At 71.3% G+C, this 14,855-nt stretch carries 14 protein-coding genes; 9 read left to right on the top strand and 5 right to left on the bottom strand.

The genetic code is table 11. The features are described 5' to 3' along the window. Nucleotides 1–22: 22 nt before the first annotated feature. The 9 genes from uvrC to ACILQ5_RS10290 all read left to right on the top strand — a co-directional run bounded on the left by uvrC (nucleotide 23) and on the right by ACILQ5_RS10290 (nucleotide 8,757). The gene (gene uvrC / locus ACILQ5_RS10250; protein ID WP_395657897.1) at nucleotides 23–2,005 is read left to right on the top strand and encodes an excinuclease ABC subunit UvrC; all 1,983 of its coding nucleotides are present in this window, start codon (nucleotides 23–25) and stop codon (nucleotides 2,003–2,005) included. 1 nt (nucleotide 2,006) lies between these two features. Then, on the top strand, nucleotides 2,007–2,882 hold the full coding sequence (gene rapZ / locus ACILQ5_RS10255; protein ID WP_395657898.1) for an RNase adapter RapZ: 876 nt from the start codon (nucleotides 2,007–2,009) through the stop codon (nucleotides 2,880–2,882). Beyond that, entirely contained in the window at nucleotides 2,879–3,871 is a 993-nt protein-coding gene (yvcK, locus tag ACILQ5_RS10260) for a uridine diphosphate-N-acetylglucosamine-binding protein YvcK (RefSeq protein ID WP_395657899.1), read from the top strand. The genes rapZ and yvcK overlap by 4 nt, the downstream gene beginning before the upstream one ends. 55 nt (nucleotides 3,872–3,926) lie before the next feature. Continuing rightward, nucleotides 3,927–4,913 (top strand): DNA-binding protein WhiA, encoded by a 987-nt coding sequence (gene whiA / locus ACILQ5_RS10265; RefSeq protein ID WP_395657900.1) that lies wholly within the window; start codon nucleotides 3,927–3,929, stop codon nucleotides 4,911–4,913. A 206-nt stretch (nucleotides 4,914–5,119) separates the two neighbouring features. Continuing rightward, nucleotides 5,120–6,115: a type I glyceraldehyde-3-phosphate dehydrogenase gene (gene gap / locus ACILQ5_RS10270; RefSeq protein WP_395657901.1), complete on the top strand. Its 996-nt coding sequence runs from the start codon at nucleotides 5,120–5,122 to the stop codon at nucleotides 6,113–6,115. 2 nt (nucleotides 6,116–6,117) lie between these two features. Beyond that, complete coding sequence (locus ACILQ5_RS10275; RefSeq protein WP_395657902.1) at nucleotides 6,118–7,317, top strand: phosphoglycerate kinase; 1,200 nt, start codon at nucleotides 6,118–6,120, stop codon at nucleotides 7,315–7,317. Beyond that, on the top strand, nucleotides 7,317–8,111 hold the full coding sequence (gene tpiA / locus ACILQ5_RS10280; protein WP_395657903.1) for a triose-phosphate isomerase: 795 nt from the start codon (nucleotides 7,317–7,319) through the stop codon (nucleotides 8,109–8,111). The genes ACILQ5_RS10275 and tpiA overlap by 1 nt, the downstream gene beginning before the upstream one ends. 30 nt (nucleotides 8,112–8,141) lie before the next feature. Then, the gene (gene secG, locus ACILQ5_RS10285) at nucleotides 8,142–8,372 is read left to right on the top strand and encodes a preprotein translocase subunit SecG (RefSeq protein ID WP_395657904.1); all 231 of its coding nucleotides are present in this window, start codon (nucleotides 8,142–8,144) and stop codon (nucleotides 8,370–8,372) included. Nucleotides 8,373–8,397: 25 nt separating this feature from the next. Beyond that, nucleotides 8,398–8,757, top strand: a complete 360-nt coding sequence (locus ACILQ5_RS10290; RefSeq protein ID WP_395657905.1) for an RNA polymerase-binding protein RbpA — start codon at nucleotides 8,398–8,400, stop codon at nucleotides 8,755–8,757. A gap of 116 nt (nucleotides 8,758–8,873) precedes the next feature. Here the strand turns inward: ACILQ5_RS10290 and pgl are convergent, their stop codons facing one another. From pgl to tal, 5 genes are read right to left on the bottom strand one after another with little or no spacing between them, the layout of a single operon-like run. After that, nucleotides 8,874–9,602, bottom strand: coding sequence for a 6-phosphogluconolactonase (gene pgl, locus ACILQ5_RS10295; RefSeq protein ID WP_395657906.1), 729 nt, complete (start codon nucleotides 9,600–9,602; stop codon nucleotides 8,874–8,876). Beyond that, nucleotides 9,599–10,510 (bottom strand): glucose-6-phosphate dehydrogenase assembly protein OpcA, encoded by a 912-nt coding sequence (locus ACILQ5_RS10300; protein WP_395657907.1) that lies wholly within the window; start codon nucleotides 10,508–10,510, stop codon nucleotides 9,599–9,601. The genes pgl and ACILQ5_RS10300 overlap by 4 nt, the downstream gene beginning before the upstream one ends. Continuing rightward, on the bottom strand, nucleotides 10,510–12,045 hold the full coding sequence (gene zwf, locus ACILQ5_RS10305) for a glucose-6-phosphate dehydrogenase (RefSeq protein ID WP_395657908.1): 1,536 nt from the start codon (nucleotides 12,043–12,045) through the stop codon (nucleotides 10,510–10,512). The genes ACILQ5_RS10300 and zwf overlap by 1 nt, the downstream gene beginning before the upstream one ends. Further along, complete coding sequence (pgi, locus tag ACILQ5_RS10310) at nucleotides 12,042–13,718, bottom strand: glucose-6-phosphate isomerase (protein ID WP_395657909.1); 1,677 nt, start codon at nucleotides 13,716–13,718, stop codon at nucleotides 12,042–12,044. Before pgi ends, zwf begins: the two co-directional genes overlap by 4 nt. Further along, complete coding sequence (gene tal, locus ACILQ5_RS10315) at nucleotides 13,715–14,821, bottom strand: transaldolase (protein ID WP_395657910.1); 1,107 nt, start codon at nucleotides 14,819–14,821, stop codon at nucleotides 13,715–13,717. The genes pgi and tal overlap by 4 nt, the downstream gene beginning before the upstream one ends. Nucleotides 14,822–14,855 lie beyond the last annotated feature (34 nt).

A 14,855-nucleotide genomic window follows, 5' to 3' on the forward strand; every position in this document is an offset into this window, starting at 1 on the left:
ACCGGACCGTAGGGTTGGAGGCGTGTCACGCGCCCTGTCGTACCGGCCCGCTCCGGGCTCGATCCCGACCCAGCCGGGCGTCTACCGCTTCCGCGACCCGAAGGGCCGGGTCGTCTACGTCGGCAAGGCGAAGAACCTGCGCGCGCGGCTGTCGTCGTACTTCCAGGACATCGGCAACCTGCACCCGCGCACGGCCACGATGGTGACCACGGCGGCGAGCGTCGAGTGGACGGTCGTGAAGACCGAGGTCGAGGCGCTCCAGCTCGAGTACTCCTGGATCAAGGAGTTCGACCCGCGGTTCAACGTCAAGTACCGCGACGACAAGTCCTACCCGTGGCTCGCCGTCACCGTCGGCGACGAGTTCCCGCGGGTGATGGTCGGCCGGGGCGCCAAGCGCAAGGGCACCCGGTACTTCGGCCCCTACAGCCACGCCTGGGCGATCCGGGAGACCGTCGACCTGCTCCTGCGGGTCTTCCCGATGCGCTCGTGCAGCAACGGCGTGTTCAAGAGGTCGGGCCAGATCGGTCGGCCGTGCCTGCTCGGCTACATCGACAAGTGCGTCGCCCCCTGCGTCGGCAACGTGACCGCCGAGGAGCACCGCGCCATCGTCGACGACTTCTGCGACTTCATGGCGGGGCACACCGCCGCCTTCGTGCGCCGGGTGGAGAAGGAGATGTACGCCGCCTCCGACGCGCTCGACTTCGAGAAGGCGGCCCGGCTCCGCGACGACCTGGGCGCGCTCAACAAGGCGCTGGAGAAGCAGGCCGTCGTGCTCGGCGACGGCACCGACGCCGACGTGATCGCGCTCGCCGAGGACCCGCTCGAGGTCGCGGTGCAGATCTTCTACGTGCGGGGCGGCCGGATCCGCGGCCAGCGGGGCTGGGTCGCCGACCGGGTGGACGAGGGCGGCACCGCCGAGCTCGTCGACGACTTCCTCCTCCAGCTCTACGCCGGCGGCGACCCCGACTCGATCCCCCGCGAGATCCTGGTGCCGGCGCTGCCGCCCGACCACACGACGTACGAGCAGCTGCTGAGCGACATCCGCGGGTCCCGGGTCGCGATCCGGGTGCCGCAGCGCGGCGACAAGAAGACGCTCCAGGAGACGGTCGCGCAGAACGCCGCGCAGTCGCTCGCGCTCCACAAGACGAAGCGGGCCAGCGACCTCACGACCCGCAACCGGGCGCTCGAGGAGATCCAGGAGGCGCTCGGCCTCGACGAGGTGCCGCTGCGGATCGAGTGCTACGACGTCTCCAACCTCCAGGGCACCGAGGTCGTCGCGTCGATGGTGGTCTTCGAGGACGGCCTGGCGCGCAAGAGCGAGTACCGCCGCTTCGTGATCCGTGGCGTCGACGGGCAGAACGACGTCGCGTCGATGCACGAGGTCATCACCCGGCGGTTCCGGCGGCTGCTGGAGGAGCAGGCCTCGTCGACCGAGACGGTCACCGACAGCGGCCCGATGCTCGTCGATCCCGAGACCGGGCGCCCCCGGAAGTTCGCCTACGCGCCCGGGCTGGTGGTCGTCGACGGCGGCCCGCCGCAGGTGGCCGCCGCCCAGCGGGCGCTCGCCGAGCACGGGATCGTCGACATCCCAGTCTGCGGGCTCGCCAAGCGGCTCGAGGAGGTGTGGCTCCCCGACCAGGAGGACCCGGTGATCATGCCGCGCTCCAGCGAGGGCCTGTACCTCCTCCAGCGGGTGCGCGACGAGGCGCACCGGTTCGCGATCACCCACCACCGGTCCCGCCGGTCCAAGTCGATGGTGGAGAGCGTGCTCGACGACGTGCCTGGGCTCGGCGAGGTACGCCGCAAGACGCTGCTCAAGCACTTCGGCTCGCTGAAGAAGCTGCGCGAGGCCTCGGTCGACGAGATCGCGCTGGTCCCGGGGATCGGACCGCGGACCGCGGACGCGATCAAGGGTGCGGTGGCTCAGGCGAGCAGCAAGACTGGGTCCACGGCCCGCGGGCCCGTGAGCATCAACACCGCCACCGGCGAGATCGAGGAGGGCTGAGGTGACCCAGCACGAGGAGCACCCCGGCGAGCTGGTCGTGGTGACCGGCATGACCGGCGCCGGACGGAGCACGGCGGCCAAGGAGCTCGAGGACCTCGGCTACTACGTCGTCGACAACATGCCCCCCAGCCTGCTCCGCGACGTCGTCCGGCTCGTCGACGAGAGCCGCGGGGTCGGGCAGCCGATCGCGGTCGTGGTCGACGTACGGTCCGGGTCGTTCTTCGAGTCCGTGCAGGCCAACCTGGCGCAGGGCGCGACCGGTCGGCACGCCACCTTGGTGTTCCTCGAGGCCACCGACGACGTGCTCGTGCGCCGCCAGGAGGCGGCCCGCCGGCCGCACCCGCTCCAGGGCGCCGGCCGGCTCCTCGACGGCCTGCACCGCGAGCGCGAGGTGCTCGCCGACCTGCGCAGCGACGCCGACCTCGTCATCGACACGACCACCCTCAACGTGCACCAGCTCACCGACCGGATCGCCGAGGCCTTCGGCACCCCCGACACGGTGCGGCTGAAGGTCACGGTCACCAGCTTCGGCTTCAAGTACGGCATCCCGGTCGACGCCGACTTCGTCGCCGACATGCGGTTCCTGCCCAACCCGTACTGGGTCCCGGAGCTGCGCCTCAGCACGGGCCGCGACCGCGAGGTCGTCGACTTCGTGCTCGCCCAGCCGGGGGCGGCGGAGTTCCTCGACGGCTACGTGCCCGTGCTCGAGGGGGTCGCCGCCGGCTACCTCCGGGAGGGCAAGCGGTTCATGACGGTGGCGATCGGCTGCACGGGCGGCAAGCACCGCAGCGTGGCGATGAGCGAGGAGATCGCGCGCCGGCTGAGCCTGGCCGGCTACGAGACCCGCGCCAGCCACCGCGACCTGGGGCGGGAGTGACCCCGGTCGGCCGCGCCCTGCAGCGGGCGCAGTCCGTCGTCGCGTTCGGCGGCGGCCACGGGCTGGCCGCGACGCTCCAGGCGCTGCGTCGGCTCGTGGACGACCTGGTGGTCGACGACCTCACCGCCGTCGTCACGGTCGCCGACAACGGTGGCTCCTCGGGCCGGCTGCGCTCGGAGTTCGGGGTGCTCCCGCCGGGCGACCTGCGGATGGCGCTCGCGGCGCTGTGCTCGCCGGACCGCTGGGGCGACACCTGGGCGCAGGTCCTCCAGCACCGGTTCGCGGGACAGGGCGAGATGCGCGGGCACGTGATCGGCAACCTGCTGATCGTCGGCCTCTGGGAGCAGCTCGGCGACCCGGTCGCCGCCCTCGACTGGGTCGGTCGGCTGCTCGGCACCTCGGGCCGGGTGCTGCCGATGGCGCTCACGCCGCTCGACATCACCGCCGACGTCCGCGGCCTCGACCCCGCCGACCCCGACCTGCTGACGACGGTGCGCGGCCAGGTGGAGATCGCCACGACCGACGGCGTGATCACCTCGATCGCGCTCGACCCGCCGGACCCGACGCCCTGCCCCGAGGCGATCGAGGCCGTGCACGGCGCGGACTGGGTGGTGCTCGGTCCGGGGTCCTGGTTCACCTCGGTCATCCCGCACCTCATGGTCCCCGCCCTGCGCGAGGCGATGATCGGCAGCGACGCCCGCGTGGTGGTGACGCTCAACCTCACCGAGCAGGAGGGGGAGACCCCCGGGTTCGAGGCGTCCGACCACCTCGCCGTGCTCGCCCAGCACGCCCCGGACCTGCGCCTGCACACGGTCCTCGCCGACGAACGGCACGTCGCCGACGGCCTCGAGGACCTCGAGGACCTGGTCCGCGCGACCGGCGCCACGTTGGTCGTCGCCGACCTCGCCCGCGACGACGGCACGCCCCGCCACGACCCGGCGAAGCTGGCGGCGGCGTACGCCGGGATCATGGCCTCGGTGCCGGCCTGAGCCGATTTCGACGGGGCCGATCCGGGTCGTTGACTCGCGTGGAAAGATCGGCCCCATGGCGATGACGGCACAGGTGAAGGCTGAGCTGGCGAGCACCCAGATCACGAAGACGTGCTGCCGCAAGGCCGAGGTCGCCTCGATGCTCCGCTTCGCCGGCGGGCTGCACATCGTGAGCGGCCGGATCGTGGTCGAGGCCGAGTTCGACACGGGGGCCGCGGCGCGTCGGCTGCGCACCAACATCGCCGAGGTCTACGGCCACCAGTCCGACGTCGTGATGGTGCAGGGCAACGGGATCCGCAAGGGCAGCCGCTACATCGTCCGCGTCGTCAAGGACGGCGAGGCACTCGCCCGGCAGACCGGGCTCCTGGACTCGCGCGGTCGCCCGGTGCGCGGCCTGCCGCCCGCGGTCGTGTCCGGCGGCGGCTGTGACGCCGTCGCCGCGTGGCGCGGGGCCTTCCTCGCGCACGGCTCGCTGACCGAGCCGGGCCGGTCCTCCGCGCTGGAGGTCACCTGCCCCGGCCCGGAGGCGGCGCTCGCCCTCGTGGGAGTCGCGCGCCGGCTCGGCATCCACGCGAAGGCCCGGGAGGTGCGGGGCGTCGACCGGGTCGTGATCCGCGACGGCGACGCGATCGGCCAGCTCCTGACCCGGCTCGGCGCCCACGAGTCGCTGATGGCCTGGGAGGAGCGCCGGATGCGCCGCGAGGTGCGCGCGACGGCCAACCGGCTCGCCAACTTCGACGACGCCAACCTGCGACGCTCGGCCCGGGCCGCCGTCGCCGCCGGGGCACGGGTCGGCCGGGCGATGGAGATCCTCGCCGACGACGTACCCGACCACCTCCGGATGGCCGGCGAGCTGCGCCTGGAGCACAAGCAGGCCTCGCTCGAGGAGCTGGGCCAGCTGCACGACCCGGTCCTCACCAAGGACGCGATCGCGGGCCGGATCCGGCGGCTGCTGGCGATGGCCGACAAGCGGGCCGAGGAGCTCGGCATCCCCGACACCGAGGCCTCCCTCACCCCGGAGATGCTCGCCGACGAGGGCTGAGCGGCTGCGGACCGCGTGACTTCGGTTTCCTGAAGGCTGAAGGCCCAGGTCGACGGGACCTTCGGTCGTTACCCGCACGTACGGCGGGACGCGAGACTGGCGGCGGCGGCCCGGGCGATAGGGTCAAGACACCGCGGGTTCGCCGTGCGTGACCCATGCACTGACCACGGAACCCCCACCAGCTACCGCTACAGAGGAGCCCTGCTGTGACCGTTCGAGTAGGCATCAACGGGTTCGGCCGGATCGGCCGCAACTTCTTCCGCGCCGTCGTCGCCTCCGGCGCCGACATCGAGATCGTCGCCGTCAACGACCTGACCGACAACAAGACGCTCGCGACGCTGCTGAAGTACGACTCGATCCTCGGACGCCTCGACGGCGACGTGTCCCACACCGACACCGAGATCACCGCGGCCGGCCACACCTTCAAGGTCTTCGAGGAGCGCGACCCGGCGGCCCTGGACTGGAGCGGCGTCGGCGCCGACATCGTCATCGAGTCCACCGGCTTCTTCACCGACGCGACCAAGGCCAAGGCCCACATCGACGGCGGCGCCAAGAAGGTCATCATCTCCGCGCCGGCCAAGAACGAGGACGTCACCATCGTGATGGGCGTCAACGAGGGGGACTACGACCCGGCCGCGCACACGATCATCTCGAACGCGTCCTGCACGACCAACTGCCTCGCCCCCATGGCGAAGGTGCTCAACGACGAGTTCGGCATCGTCAAGGGCCTGATGACCACCGTGCACGCCTACACCGGCGACCAGAACCTGCTCGACGGTCCCCACAAGGACCTGCGCCGGGCCCGCTCCGCCGCGACCAACATCGTCCCGACCTCGACGGGGGCGGCCAAGGCCATCGCCCTGGTGCTGCCCGACCTCAAGGGCAAGCTCGACGGCTACGCGCTGCGCGTCCCGGTCCCGACCGGCTCGGCGACCGACCTGACCTTCGAGGCCGGTCGCGAGACCACGGTCGAGGAGGTCAACGCCGCCGTGAAGGCCGCCGCCGACGGCAAGTTCCTCAAGTACAGCGAGGACCCGATCGTCTCGAGCGACATCACCACCGACCCGGCGTCCTGCATCTTCGACGCGCCGCTGACCAAGGTCATCGGCAACCAGGTCAAGGTCGTCGGCTGGTACGACAACGAGTGGGGCTACTCGAACCGGCTGGTCGACCTCGTCGACTACGTCGGCGCGAGCCTCTGACCGTGGGCGACTACTCCTCCCTCGGCGACGTCGCCGGCAAGCGGGTCCTTGTCAGGTCCGACCTGAACGTCCCGCTCGACGGGGCCACCATCACCGACGACGGCCGGGTGCGCGCGAGCGTCCCGACCATCAAGGCGCTGGCCGACGCCGGCGCCCGGGTCGTGGTCGTCGCCCACCTCGGGCGGCCCAAGGGTGAGCCGGACGAGCGCTACACGCTGCGGCCCGTGGCCGCCCGCCTCGGCGAACTGCTCGGCCAGGAGGTCGCGTTCGCGACCGACACGGTCGGTGAGAGTGCCCAGGAGACGGTGGCCGGCCTGGCCGACGGGCAGGTCGCGGTCCTCGAGAACGTGCGCTTCAACGCCGGCGAGACCAGCAAGGACGAGACCGAGCGCGGTGCCTTCGCGGACCAGCTGGCCGGGCTCGCCGACGCGTTCGTGTCCGACGGGTTCGGGGTCGTGCACCGCAAGCAGGCGTCCGTGTACGACGTGGCGCAGCGACTCCCGCACGCGATGGGGCAGCTGGTGGCGACCGAGGTGGGCGTGCTGCGGCGACTCACGGAGGACCCCGAGCGGCCCTACGTCGTCGTGCTGGGCGGCTCGAAGGTGTCCGACAAGCTCGGCGTGATCGACAACCTGCTCGGCAAGGCGGACCGGCTGCTCATCGGCGGCGGGATGGTCTTCACCTTCCTCAAGGCGCAGGGCCACGAGGTCGGGAAGAGCCTGCTCGAGGAGGACCAGCTCGACACCTGTCGCGGCTACCTCTCCCGGGCCGCGGAGTCGGGCGTCGACATCGTCCTGCCGACCGACGTCGTCGTCGACACCGAGTTCCCCTCCGGGGACCGGGAGCCGCACCCGCAGGTCGTGGCCGCCGACGCGATCCCGGCCGACGCCCTCGGGCTCGACATCGGGCCCGAGTCGGCGCGTGCCTTCGCGGCGGCCCTGTCGGACGCGCGCACCGTGTTCTGGAACGGCCCGATGGGCGTGTTCGAGGTCGCCGCGTTCGCCGAGGGCACCCGCGCGGTCGCCGAGGCGCTGACCGGCATCGACGGCCTGTCCGTGGTCGGCGGGGGCGACTCCGCCGCCGCCGTACGCAAGCTGGGCTTCGCGGAGTCGGCGTTCGGGCACATCTCGACCGGTGGGGGTGCCAGCCTCGAGTACCTCGAGGGCAAGACCCTGCCGGGCATCGCGGTTCTGGAGGACTGATGGCGAGCAAGCGCACCCCGCTGATGGCGGGGAACTGGAAGATGAACCTGAACCACCAGGAGGCGGTGGTCCTGGTCCAGAAGCTGGCGTGGACCCTCGCCGACAAGAAGCACGACTTCGGTCGGGTCGAGGTGGTCGTCGTGCCGCCGTTCACCGACCTGCGGTCGGTGCAGACGCTGGTCGACGGTGACCGGCTCCTGGTGAAGTACGGCGCGCAGGACGTGTCGACGCACGACTCCGGGGCCTACACCGGCGAGATCTCGGCGGGCATGCTCGCCAAGCTCGGCTGCTCCTACGTCGTCGTCGGTCACAGCGAGCGCCGCGAGTACCACGCCGAGGGCGACGACCTGGTCAGCGCGAAGGCCCACCAGGCGCTCGCGGCCGGCATGACGCCGATCGTGTGCGTGGGCGAGGGCCTCGACGTGCGCAAGGCCGGCGAGCACGTGCCGCACTGCCTCGCCCAGGTGGACGGCTCGCTGGCCGGCTTCACCGCCGAGCAGGTCGCCGGGCTGGTCGTCGCCTACGAGCCGGTCTGGGCGATCGGGACCGGCGAGGTGGCGACCCCCGAGGACGCCCAGGAGGTCTGCGCCGCGATCCGGGTGCGGATCCGGGAGGTGCACGGCGATGCGGCGGCCGACGGCGTCCGCATCCTCTACGGCGGCTCCGTGAAGGCCTCGAACGTCGGCGGCATCATGGCGCAGGGCGACGTCGACGGCTGCCTGGTCGGTGGCGCGAGCCTCCAGGCGGACGAGTTCGGGGGCATCTGCCGCTTCTACGACATGCCGATCATCTGATCGTCGGACACCTGACGTAGGGTTTGCACCGTGCAACTGCTCCTCACCATCGTGCTCCTGATCACCAGCGGCCTGCTGATCCTGCTCGTGCTTCTGCACAAGGGTCGCGGTGGCGGACTCTCGGACATGTTCGGTGGTGGCGTATCCAGCTCACTCGGCGGGTCGTCCGTCGCGGAGCGAAACCTCGACCGCCTCACGGTCGGGATCGCCGTCATCTGGTTTGCCTGCGTCATCGCCCTCGGGCTGCTGCTGGCGTACTGAGAGATCGAGAAAGGGAACGAATTCCGTGGCTGGTGGAGGAAACGCTATTCGCGGGAGCCGGGTCGGAGCCGGCCCGATGGGAGAGGCCGAGCGCGGCGAGGCTGCGCCGCGTCAGTCCGTGACCTACTTCTGTGCTCACGAGCACCGGTCGGTGGTCACGTTCTCGTCCGAGGCCCAGGTGCCGGACATGTGGGACTGCCCCAAGTGCGGTCTGCCGGCGAGCCTGGACTCCGACAACCCGCCTCCGGCTCCGAAGATCGAGCCCTACAAGACGCACCTGGCCTACGTGAAGGAGCGCCGCTCCGACAAGGAGGCGGCGGACATCCTCGACGAGGCCCTCGAGCTGCTCCGCTCGCGGCGCAAGTCCGGCGACATCGTCTTCTAGGTCGGATCGAGACTTCTGACCGTCCGATCGGGAGTTCTGGACACCGCGGTGGCCGGAACTCCCGATTCGGGTGTCCGGAAGTCCCGACTCGAGCGCCAGAGGTCTCGACTCGACCGTCAGAGCTGGCTGGCGGCGCCGCGGTCGAGGAACCAGATGGTCTCCTCGTGGCCGGTGACGCCGGCGGCGGGGACGTCGTGGTGGTCCGCGTCGTCCCCCAGGGCGGCGGCGACTGCCCCGGACTTCCCCTCGCCGCTGACCAGGAACCAGACCGACCGGGCCCGGTTGAGCGCCGCGAAGGTGAGGCTGATCCGCTCGGGCGGCGGCTTGGGGGAGCCGGTCACGCCGACCGCGATCCCGTCGTCGTCGAGCTGCGGGAACCCCGGGAACAGCGACGCCACGTGGCCGTCCGGACCCACGCCCAGCATCACGATGTCGAACTCGCCTCCGCCGTGCGTGCGCAGCTCGTCGGCGTACGCCGCCGCACCGGTGTCGACGTCCGTCGCGTCCGCCGTGGAGGGCATCTCGTGCACCCGCGCCGAGTCTGCGCCGACGGCGTCGAGGAACGCGGTCCGCGCGCCCGCCGCGTTGCGGTCGGGGGAGTCGGGGGCGACGAACCGCTCGTCACCCCACCAGAACCCGACCTGCGACCAGTCGACCTCGGTGCCGGGGGCCAGCCGCGCGATCTCGCGGTGGATCTCCTCGGCGATCGTGCCGCCGGTCAGGGCGACCTGGGGTACGCCGCCGGCGGCCTGGGCGTCGGCCAGCCGGCTGAGCAGCTCCCCGGCGACGGCGGTGGCGAGCGTCGCGGGGTCGGGGTGGACCTCGATGCGCGGGGTGCCGGTCACGTCGCCGTCTCCATCTTCAGCAGCCTCCGGGCGGTCTCGGCATAGACGTCGTCCTCGTCGAGGCGGCGCAGCTCCTCGGCGAGCAGCTCCGGCAGGTCGCGGCGCTTGAGGGCGATCGGCCGGTCGGGCCGGTCGGGGGAGGTGAAGGTGGCGAGCTTGCCGTCGGTCCGCGAGATCCGGATCGGGCCCTCCTTGGTGTCGAGCACCACCTCGGTGATCCCCGGCCCGGCCGAGTTCTTCCGGGTGATGTCGACCTTGAGCCGGTCGGTCAGCCAGGCGACGAGGAGGTCGGCGCTCGGGCTGATCCGCTCGGCGGTCACCGAGCCACCGGTGACCTTGAGCGGCTGCTGGTCGAGCGCGGCCGCCAGCAGGGCCCGCCAGGAGGTGATCCGGGTCCACGCCAGGTCGGTGTTGCCGACCGTGTAGGCCTCGCACTGGCGGTGGATCGCCCGCCTCTTGGCGCGCGCCGCGGCGGCGGCGTCGGTGATCCGGCGCTGGCCGAGGCGCCCGATCGGGTCGGACGCCGGGTCGTCGGGCGGGTGGTTGGGCCACCACACGGCGACCGGCGAGTCAGGGAGCAGCAGCGGCAGCACGACCGACTCCGGGTGCTTGACCACCTCGCCGTGGAGCCGGATCAGGGCGGTCTCGCCGGTCCAGCCGGAGCCGATGCCGACCTGCGCGTTGATCTGGGCGGCGCCGCGGGCGGTGCCGAGGATCACGCCGAGGACCCGGGCCGGGTGCTCGTGGGAGGCGGCGCGGGCGGCGTCCATCGCGCCCTCCGCGTCGTCGTCGTCGACGACGATGACGAGGGTCATCACCATGCCCATGGCCGGGCTCCCGGCCCGGGTGCGGGCGCGGATGAACTCCGCGGCGATCTCGGACGAGTTCGTGTCGAGGAGCTCGATCATCAGGGACGCCTCCAGACGCGGCCGTCGCGGGCCAGCATCGCGTTCGCCGACTCCGGGCCCCAGGCGCCGGAGGGGTACTGCTCGGGCTTGCTCTTGCCGTTCGCGTCCTGCTTGGCCCAGTGCTCGAGGATCGGGTCGAGGATCTTCCAGGAGAGCTCGACCTCCTCGTGGCGCGGGAAGAGCGGCGGGTCGCCGAGCAGGACGTCGAGGATCAGCCGCTCGTAGGCCTCCGGCGAGGACTCCGTGAAGGCACCGCCGTAGACGAAGTCCATGTTGACGTCGCGGATCTCCATGTGGGTGCCCGGGACCTTCGAGCCGAACCGCAGGGTCACGCCCTCGTCGGGCTGGACCCGGATGACCAGCGCGTTCTGCGTCAGCTCCTCGGTCGCGGACGCGGCGAACGGCAGGTGCGGGGCTCGCTTGAACACGATCGCGACCTCGGTCACGCGGCGGCCGAGCCGCTTGCCGGTGCGCAGGTAGAAGGGCACGCCGGCCCAGCGGCGGGTCTCGACGTTCAGCTTCACGGCCGCGAAGGTCTCGGTGGTGGAGGACTTCTTGATGCCCTCCTCCTCGAGGAAGCCGGCGACCTTCTCGCCGCCGGCCCAGCCCGGCGCGTACTGGCCGCGGGCGGTCGTGAGGTCGAGGCGCCGCGGGAGCGTCACGCTAGAGAGCACCTTCTGCTTCTCGATCCGCAGGCTGTCGGGGTCGAACGACGTCGGCTCCTCCATCGCGACCAGGCACATCAGCTGGAGGAGGTGGTTCTGGATGACGTCGCGGGCCGCGCCGATGCCGTCGTAGTAGCCGGCGCGGCCGCCGATCCCGACGTCCTCGGCCATCGTGATCTGGACGTGGTCGACGTAGTTGGAGTTCCAGATCGGCTCGAACATCTCGTTGGCGAACCGCATCGCCAGGATGTTCTGCACCGTCTCCTTGCCGAGGTAGTGGTCGATCCGGAAGATCGATCCCGACGGGAAGACGTCGCCGAGCACCGCCTGCAGCTCGCGGGCCGACTGGAGGTCGTGCCCGAACGGCTTCTCGATGACGACGCGGCGCCACGAGCCGGGCTCGGGGTCGGCGAGCCCGTGCTCCTTGAGCTGGCTGACCACGTCGCCGAAGAAGCCGGGCGGGATCGCCAGGTAGAACGCGTGGTTGCCACCGGTGCCGCGGAGCTCGTCGAGCTCCTCGATGGTGCGGCGCAGGTGCTCGAACGCATGGTCGTCGTCGAAGTTGCCGGGGACGAACCTGAAGCCCTCGGAGAGCTGCTTCCAGACCTCCTCGCGGAACTCGGTGCGGGCGTGCTCCTTGACCGAGTCGTGGACGATCTGCGCGAAGTCCTGGTCCGCCCAGTCCCGGCGCGCGAAGCCGGTGAGGCTGAACCCGGGTGGCAGCAGGCCACGGTTCGCGAGGTCGTAGATCGCCGGCATGATCTTCTTGCGGGACAGGTCACCCGTTACGCCGAAGAGCACCATGCCGCAGGGCCCGGCGATGCGCGGCAGCCGGCGGTCGCGCGGGTCGCGCAGCGGGTTCTCGATCACGAACGGTGCCTCCGGTAGTAGTCGATGAGCGCCTGGGTCGACGCGTCCTGCTGGGCCGCCACCTCGGTGTCGCCGGCGACCGCGGGGCTGATCTGCTGGGCGAGCTGCTTGCCGAGCTCCACGCCCCACTGGTCGAAGGAGTCGATGCCCCAGACCGCACCCTGTGTGAACGTGATGTGCTCGTAGAGCGCGATCAGCTGACCGAGCACGGACGGCGTCAGCCGCGGCGCCATGATCGAGGCCGTCGGCCGGTTGCCGGTGAACACCCGCGCCGGGACGATCTCCTCGGCCGTGCCCTCCGCGCGGACCTCGTCGGCCGTCTTGCCCAACGCGAGCGCGCGCGTCTGCGCGAAGAAGTTCGCGAGGAACAGCTCGTGGACGTCCGTGCTCTGCCCGTCGTGGACGTCCTTCAGGGGATAGGCAGGGTCGGCGAACGCGATGAAGTCGGCCGGGACCAGGCGGGTGCCCTGGTGGATGAGCTGGTAGAACGCGTGCTGGCCGTTGGTGCCCGGCTCGCCCCAGAAGACCTCGCCGGTGTCGTAGCCGACCCGGGTGCCGTCCCAGCGCACGCCCTTGCCGTTGGACTCCATCGTCAGCTGCTGGAGGTACGCCGGGAAGCGGTGCAGCAGCTGGGAGTACGGCAGCACCGCGTGGGTCTGGGCGCCCAGGAAGTTGGAGTACCAGACGTTCAGCAGACCCATGAGCACCGGCACGTTGCGCTCCGGGGGAGCGGTGCGGAAGTGCTCGTCCATGGCGTGCATGCCGGCCAGCAGGTCGGCGAAGCCCTCCGGTCCGATCGCGACCACGAGGGACGTGCCGATCGCCGAGTCCACGGAGTACCGACCGCCGACCCAGTCCCAGAACCCGAACGCGTTCGCCGGGTCGATGCCGAACGCGGCGACCTTGTCCAACGCCGTCGAGACGGCGACGAAGTGCTTCGCGACCGCGGTCTGCTCGTCCAGGCCGGCGTCGAGGCCGGCGAGGCCCTCGAGCAGCCACGCCTTGCACAGCCGGGCGTTGGTCAGCGTCTCGAGGGTCCCGAAGGTCTTGCTGGAGACGATGAACAGGGTGGTCGCGGGGTCGAGACCGGCCAGCGTCGTCGCGGCGTCGGTCGGGTCGATGTTGCTGATGAACCGGCACTCGAGGCCGTCTTGGTGGTAGGGACGGAGCGCCTCGTAGGCCATCACCGGTCCGAGGTCGGACCCGCCGATCCCGATGTTGACGACCGTGCGGATCCGCTCGCCCGTGACACCGGTCCAGGTCCCGCTCCGGACCTTCTCCGCGAAGTCGTACACGCGCCGGAGGACGTCGTGGACGTCGGCGACGACGTCCTGCCCGTCGACCTCCAGGTGGGCGTCGGCGGGCAGCCGGAGGGCGGTGTGCAGCACCGCGCGGTCCTCGGTGGCGTTGACGTGCTCACCACGGAACATCGCGTCGCGGCGCGCCGACAGGCCTACCTCGTCGGCGAGCGCCAGGAGCGAGCCGAGCACCGCGTCGTCGACCAGCCCCTTCGAGAGGTCGACGTGGAGGTCCGCCGCGGTGAACGTGAGGCGCTCGACGCGCCCGGGGTCCTCGTCGAACCACCGGCGCAGGTCGGGCTCGAAGGTCTCGGCGACCGTGCTCAGCCGCGTCCAGGCCGGGGTCGTGGTCGGGTCGACCGCCGGAGCGGTCACGCCCGGGCCTTCTCCATCTGGCCCGAGACGGTCTCGACGAGCTCGTTCCACGACTTCTTGAACTTGTCGACGCCCTCGTGCTCGACCGTCACGAGCACGTCCTCGAAGTCGACGCCGACGGCAGCCAGCCGGTCGAGGACGGCCCGGGCCTCGTCGGCCTTGCCGGTGACCTGGTCGCCCTGGACCTCACCGTGCTCGGCGAAGGCGTCCATCGTCTTCTCCGGCATCGTGTTGACCGTCTTCGCGACCACGAGGTCGGTGACGTACATCGTGTCCGAGTACTCGGGGTTCTTCACGCCCGTCGACGCCCACAGCGGTCGCTGCGGGTTGGCGCCGGCCTCGGCCAGGGCCTTCCAGCGGTCGCTCGCCACGACCTCCTCGTAGGCGGCGTAGGCGACGCGTGCGTTGGCGACGGCGACCGTGCCCTGGAGGGCCTTCGCCTCGTCGGACCCGATCTCGTCGAGGCGGTTGTCGACCTCGGTGTCGATCCGGGACACGAAGAACGACGCCACCGACTGGATCCGGCGCAGGTCGAGCCCCGCGTCGCGGGCCGCCTCGAGGCCGGACAGGTAGGCGTCCATGACCTCGCGGTAGCGCTGCTCGCCGAAGATCAGGGTGACGTTGACGCTGATGCCCTCGGCGATCGCCGCCGTGATCGCCGGCAGGCCCTCCTTGGTGGCGGGGATCTTGATCAGCACGTTGGGGCGGTCGACCGCGGCCCACAAGGCCCGGGCCGAGGCGATGGTGCCCTCGGTGTCGTTGGCGAGGTCCGGCTCGACCTCGATCGACACCCGACCGTCGGCGGACTCCTCGCCCGCCAGCGGAGCGAAGATGTCGCAGGCGTTGCGGACGTCCTCGGTGGTCAGCTCGAAGACCACCCGGTCGACGGGCTCGCCCTTGTCGACCAGCTGCGCGACCTGCTCGTCGTAGCGCTCGCCGTCGGCGATCGCTGCCGCGAAGATCGTCGGGTTGGTGGTCACGCCGACCACGGACTTCTTCTCGATGAGGTCGGCGAGGTTGCCGGTCTCGATCCGCTCGCGCGACAGGTCGTCGAGCCAGATCGATACTCCCGCGTCGGCGAGATCCTTGAGGCGGTCGGTCATTGTTCCTCCTAGGAACGCTGGGGTGTGGGTACCT

Source organism: Nocardioides sp. (genome assembly GCF_044226305.1).
In the GTDB taxonomy this organism is placed as follows: Bacteria; Actinomycetota; Actinomycetes; order Propionibacteriales; family Nocardioidaceae; genus Nocardioides.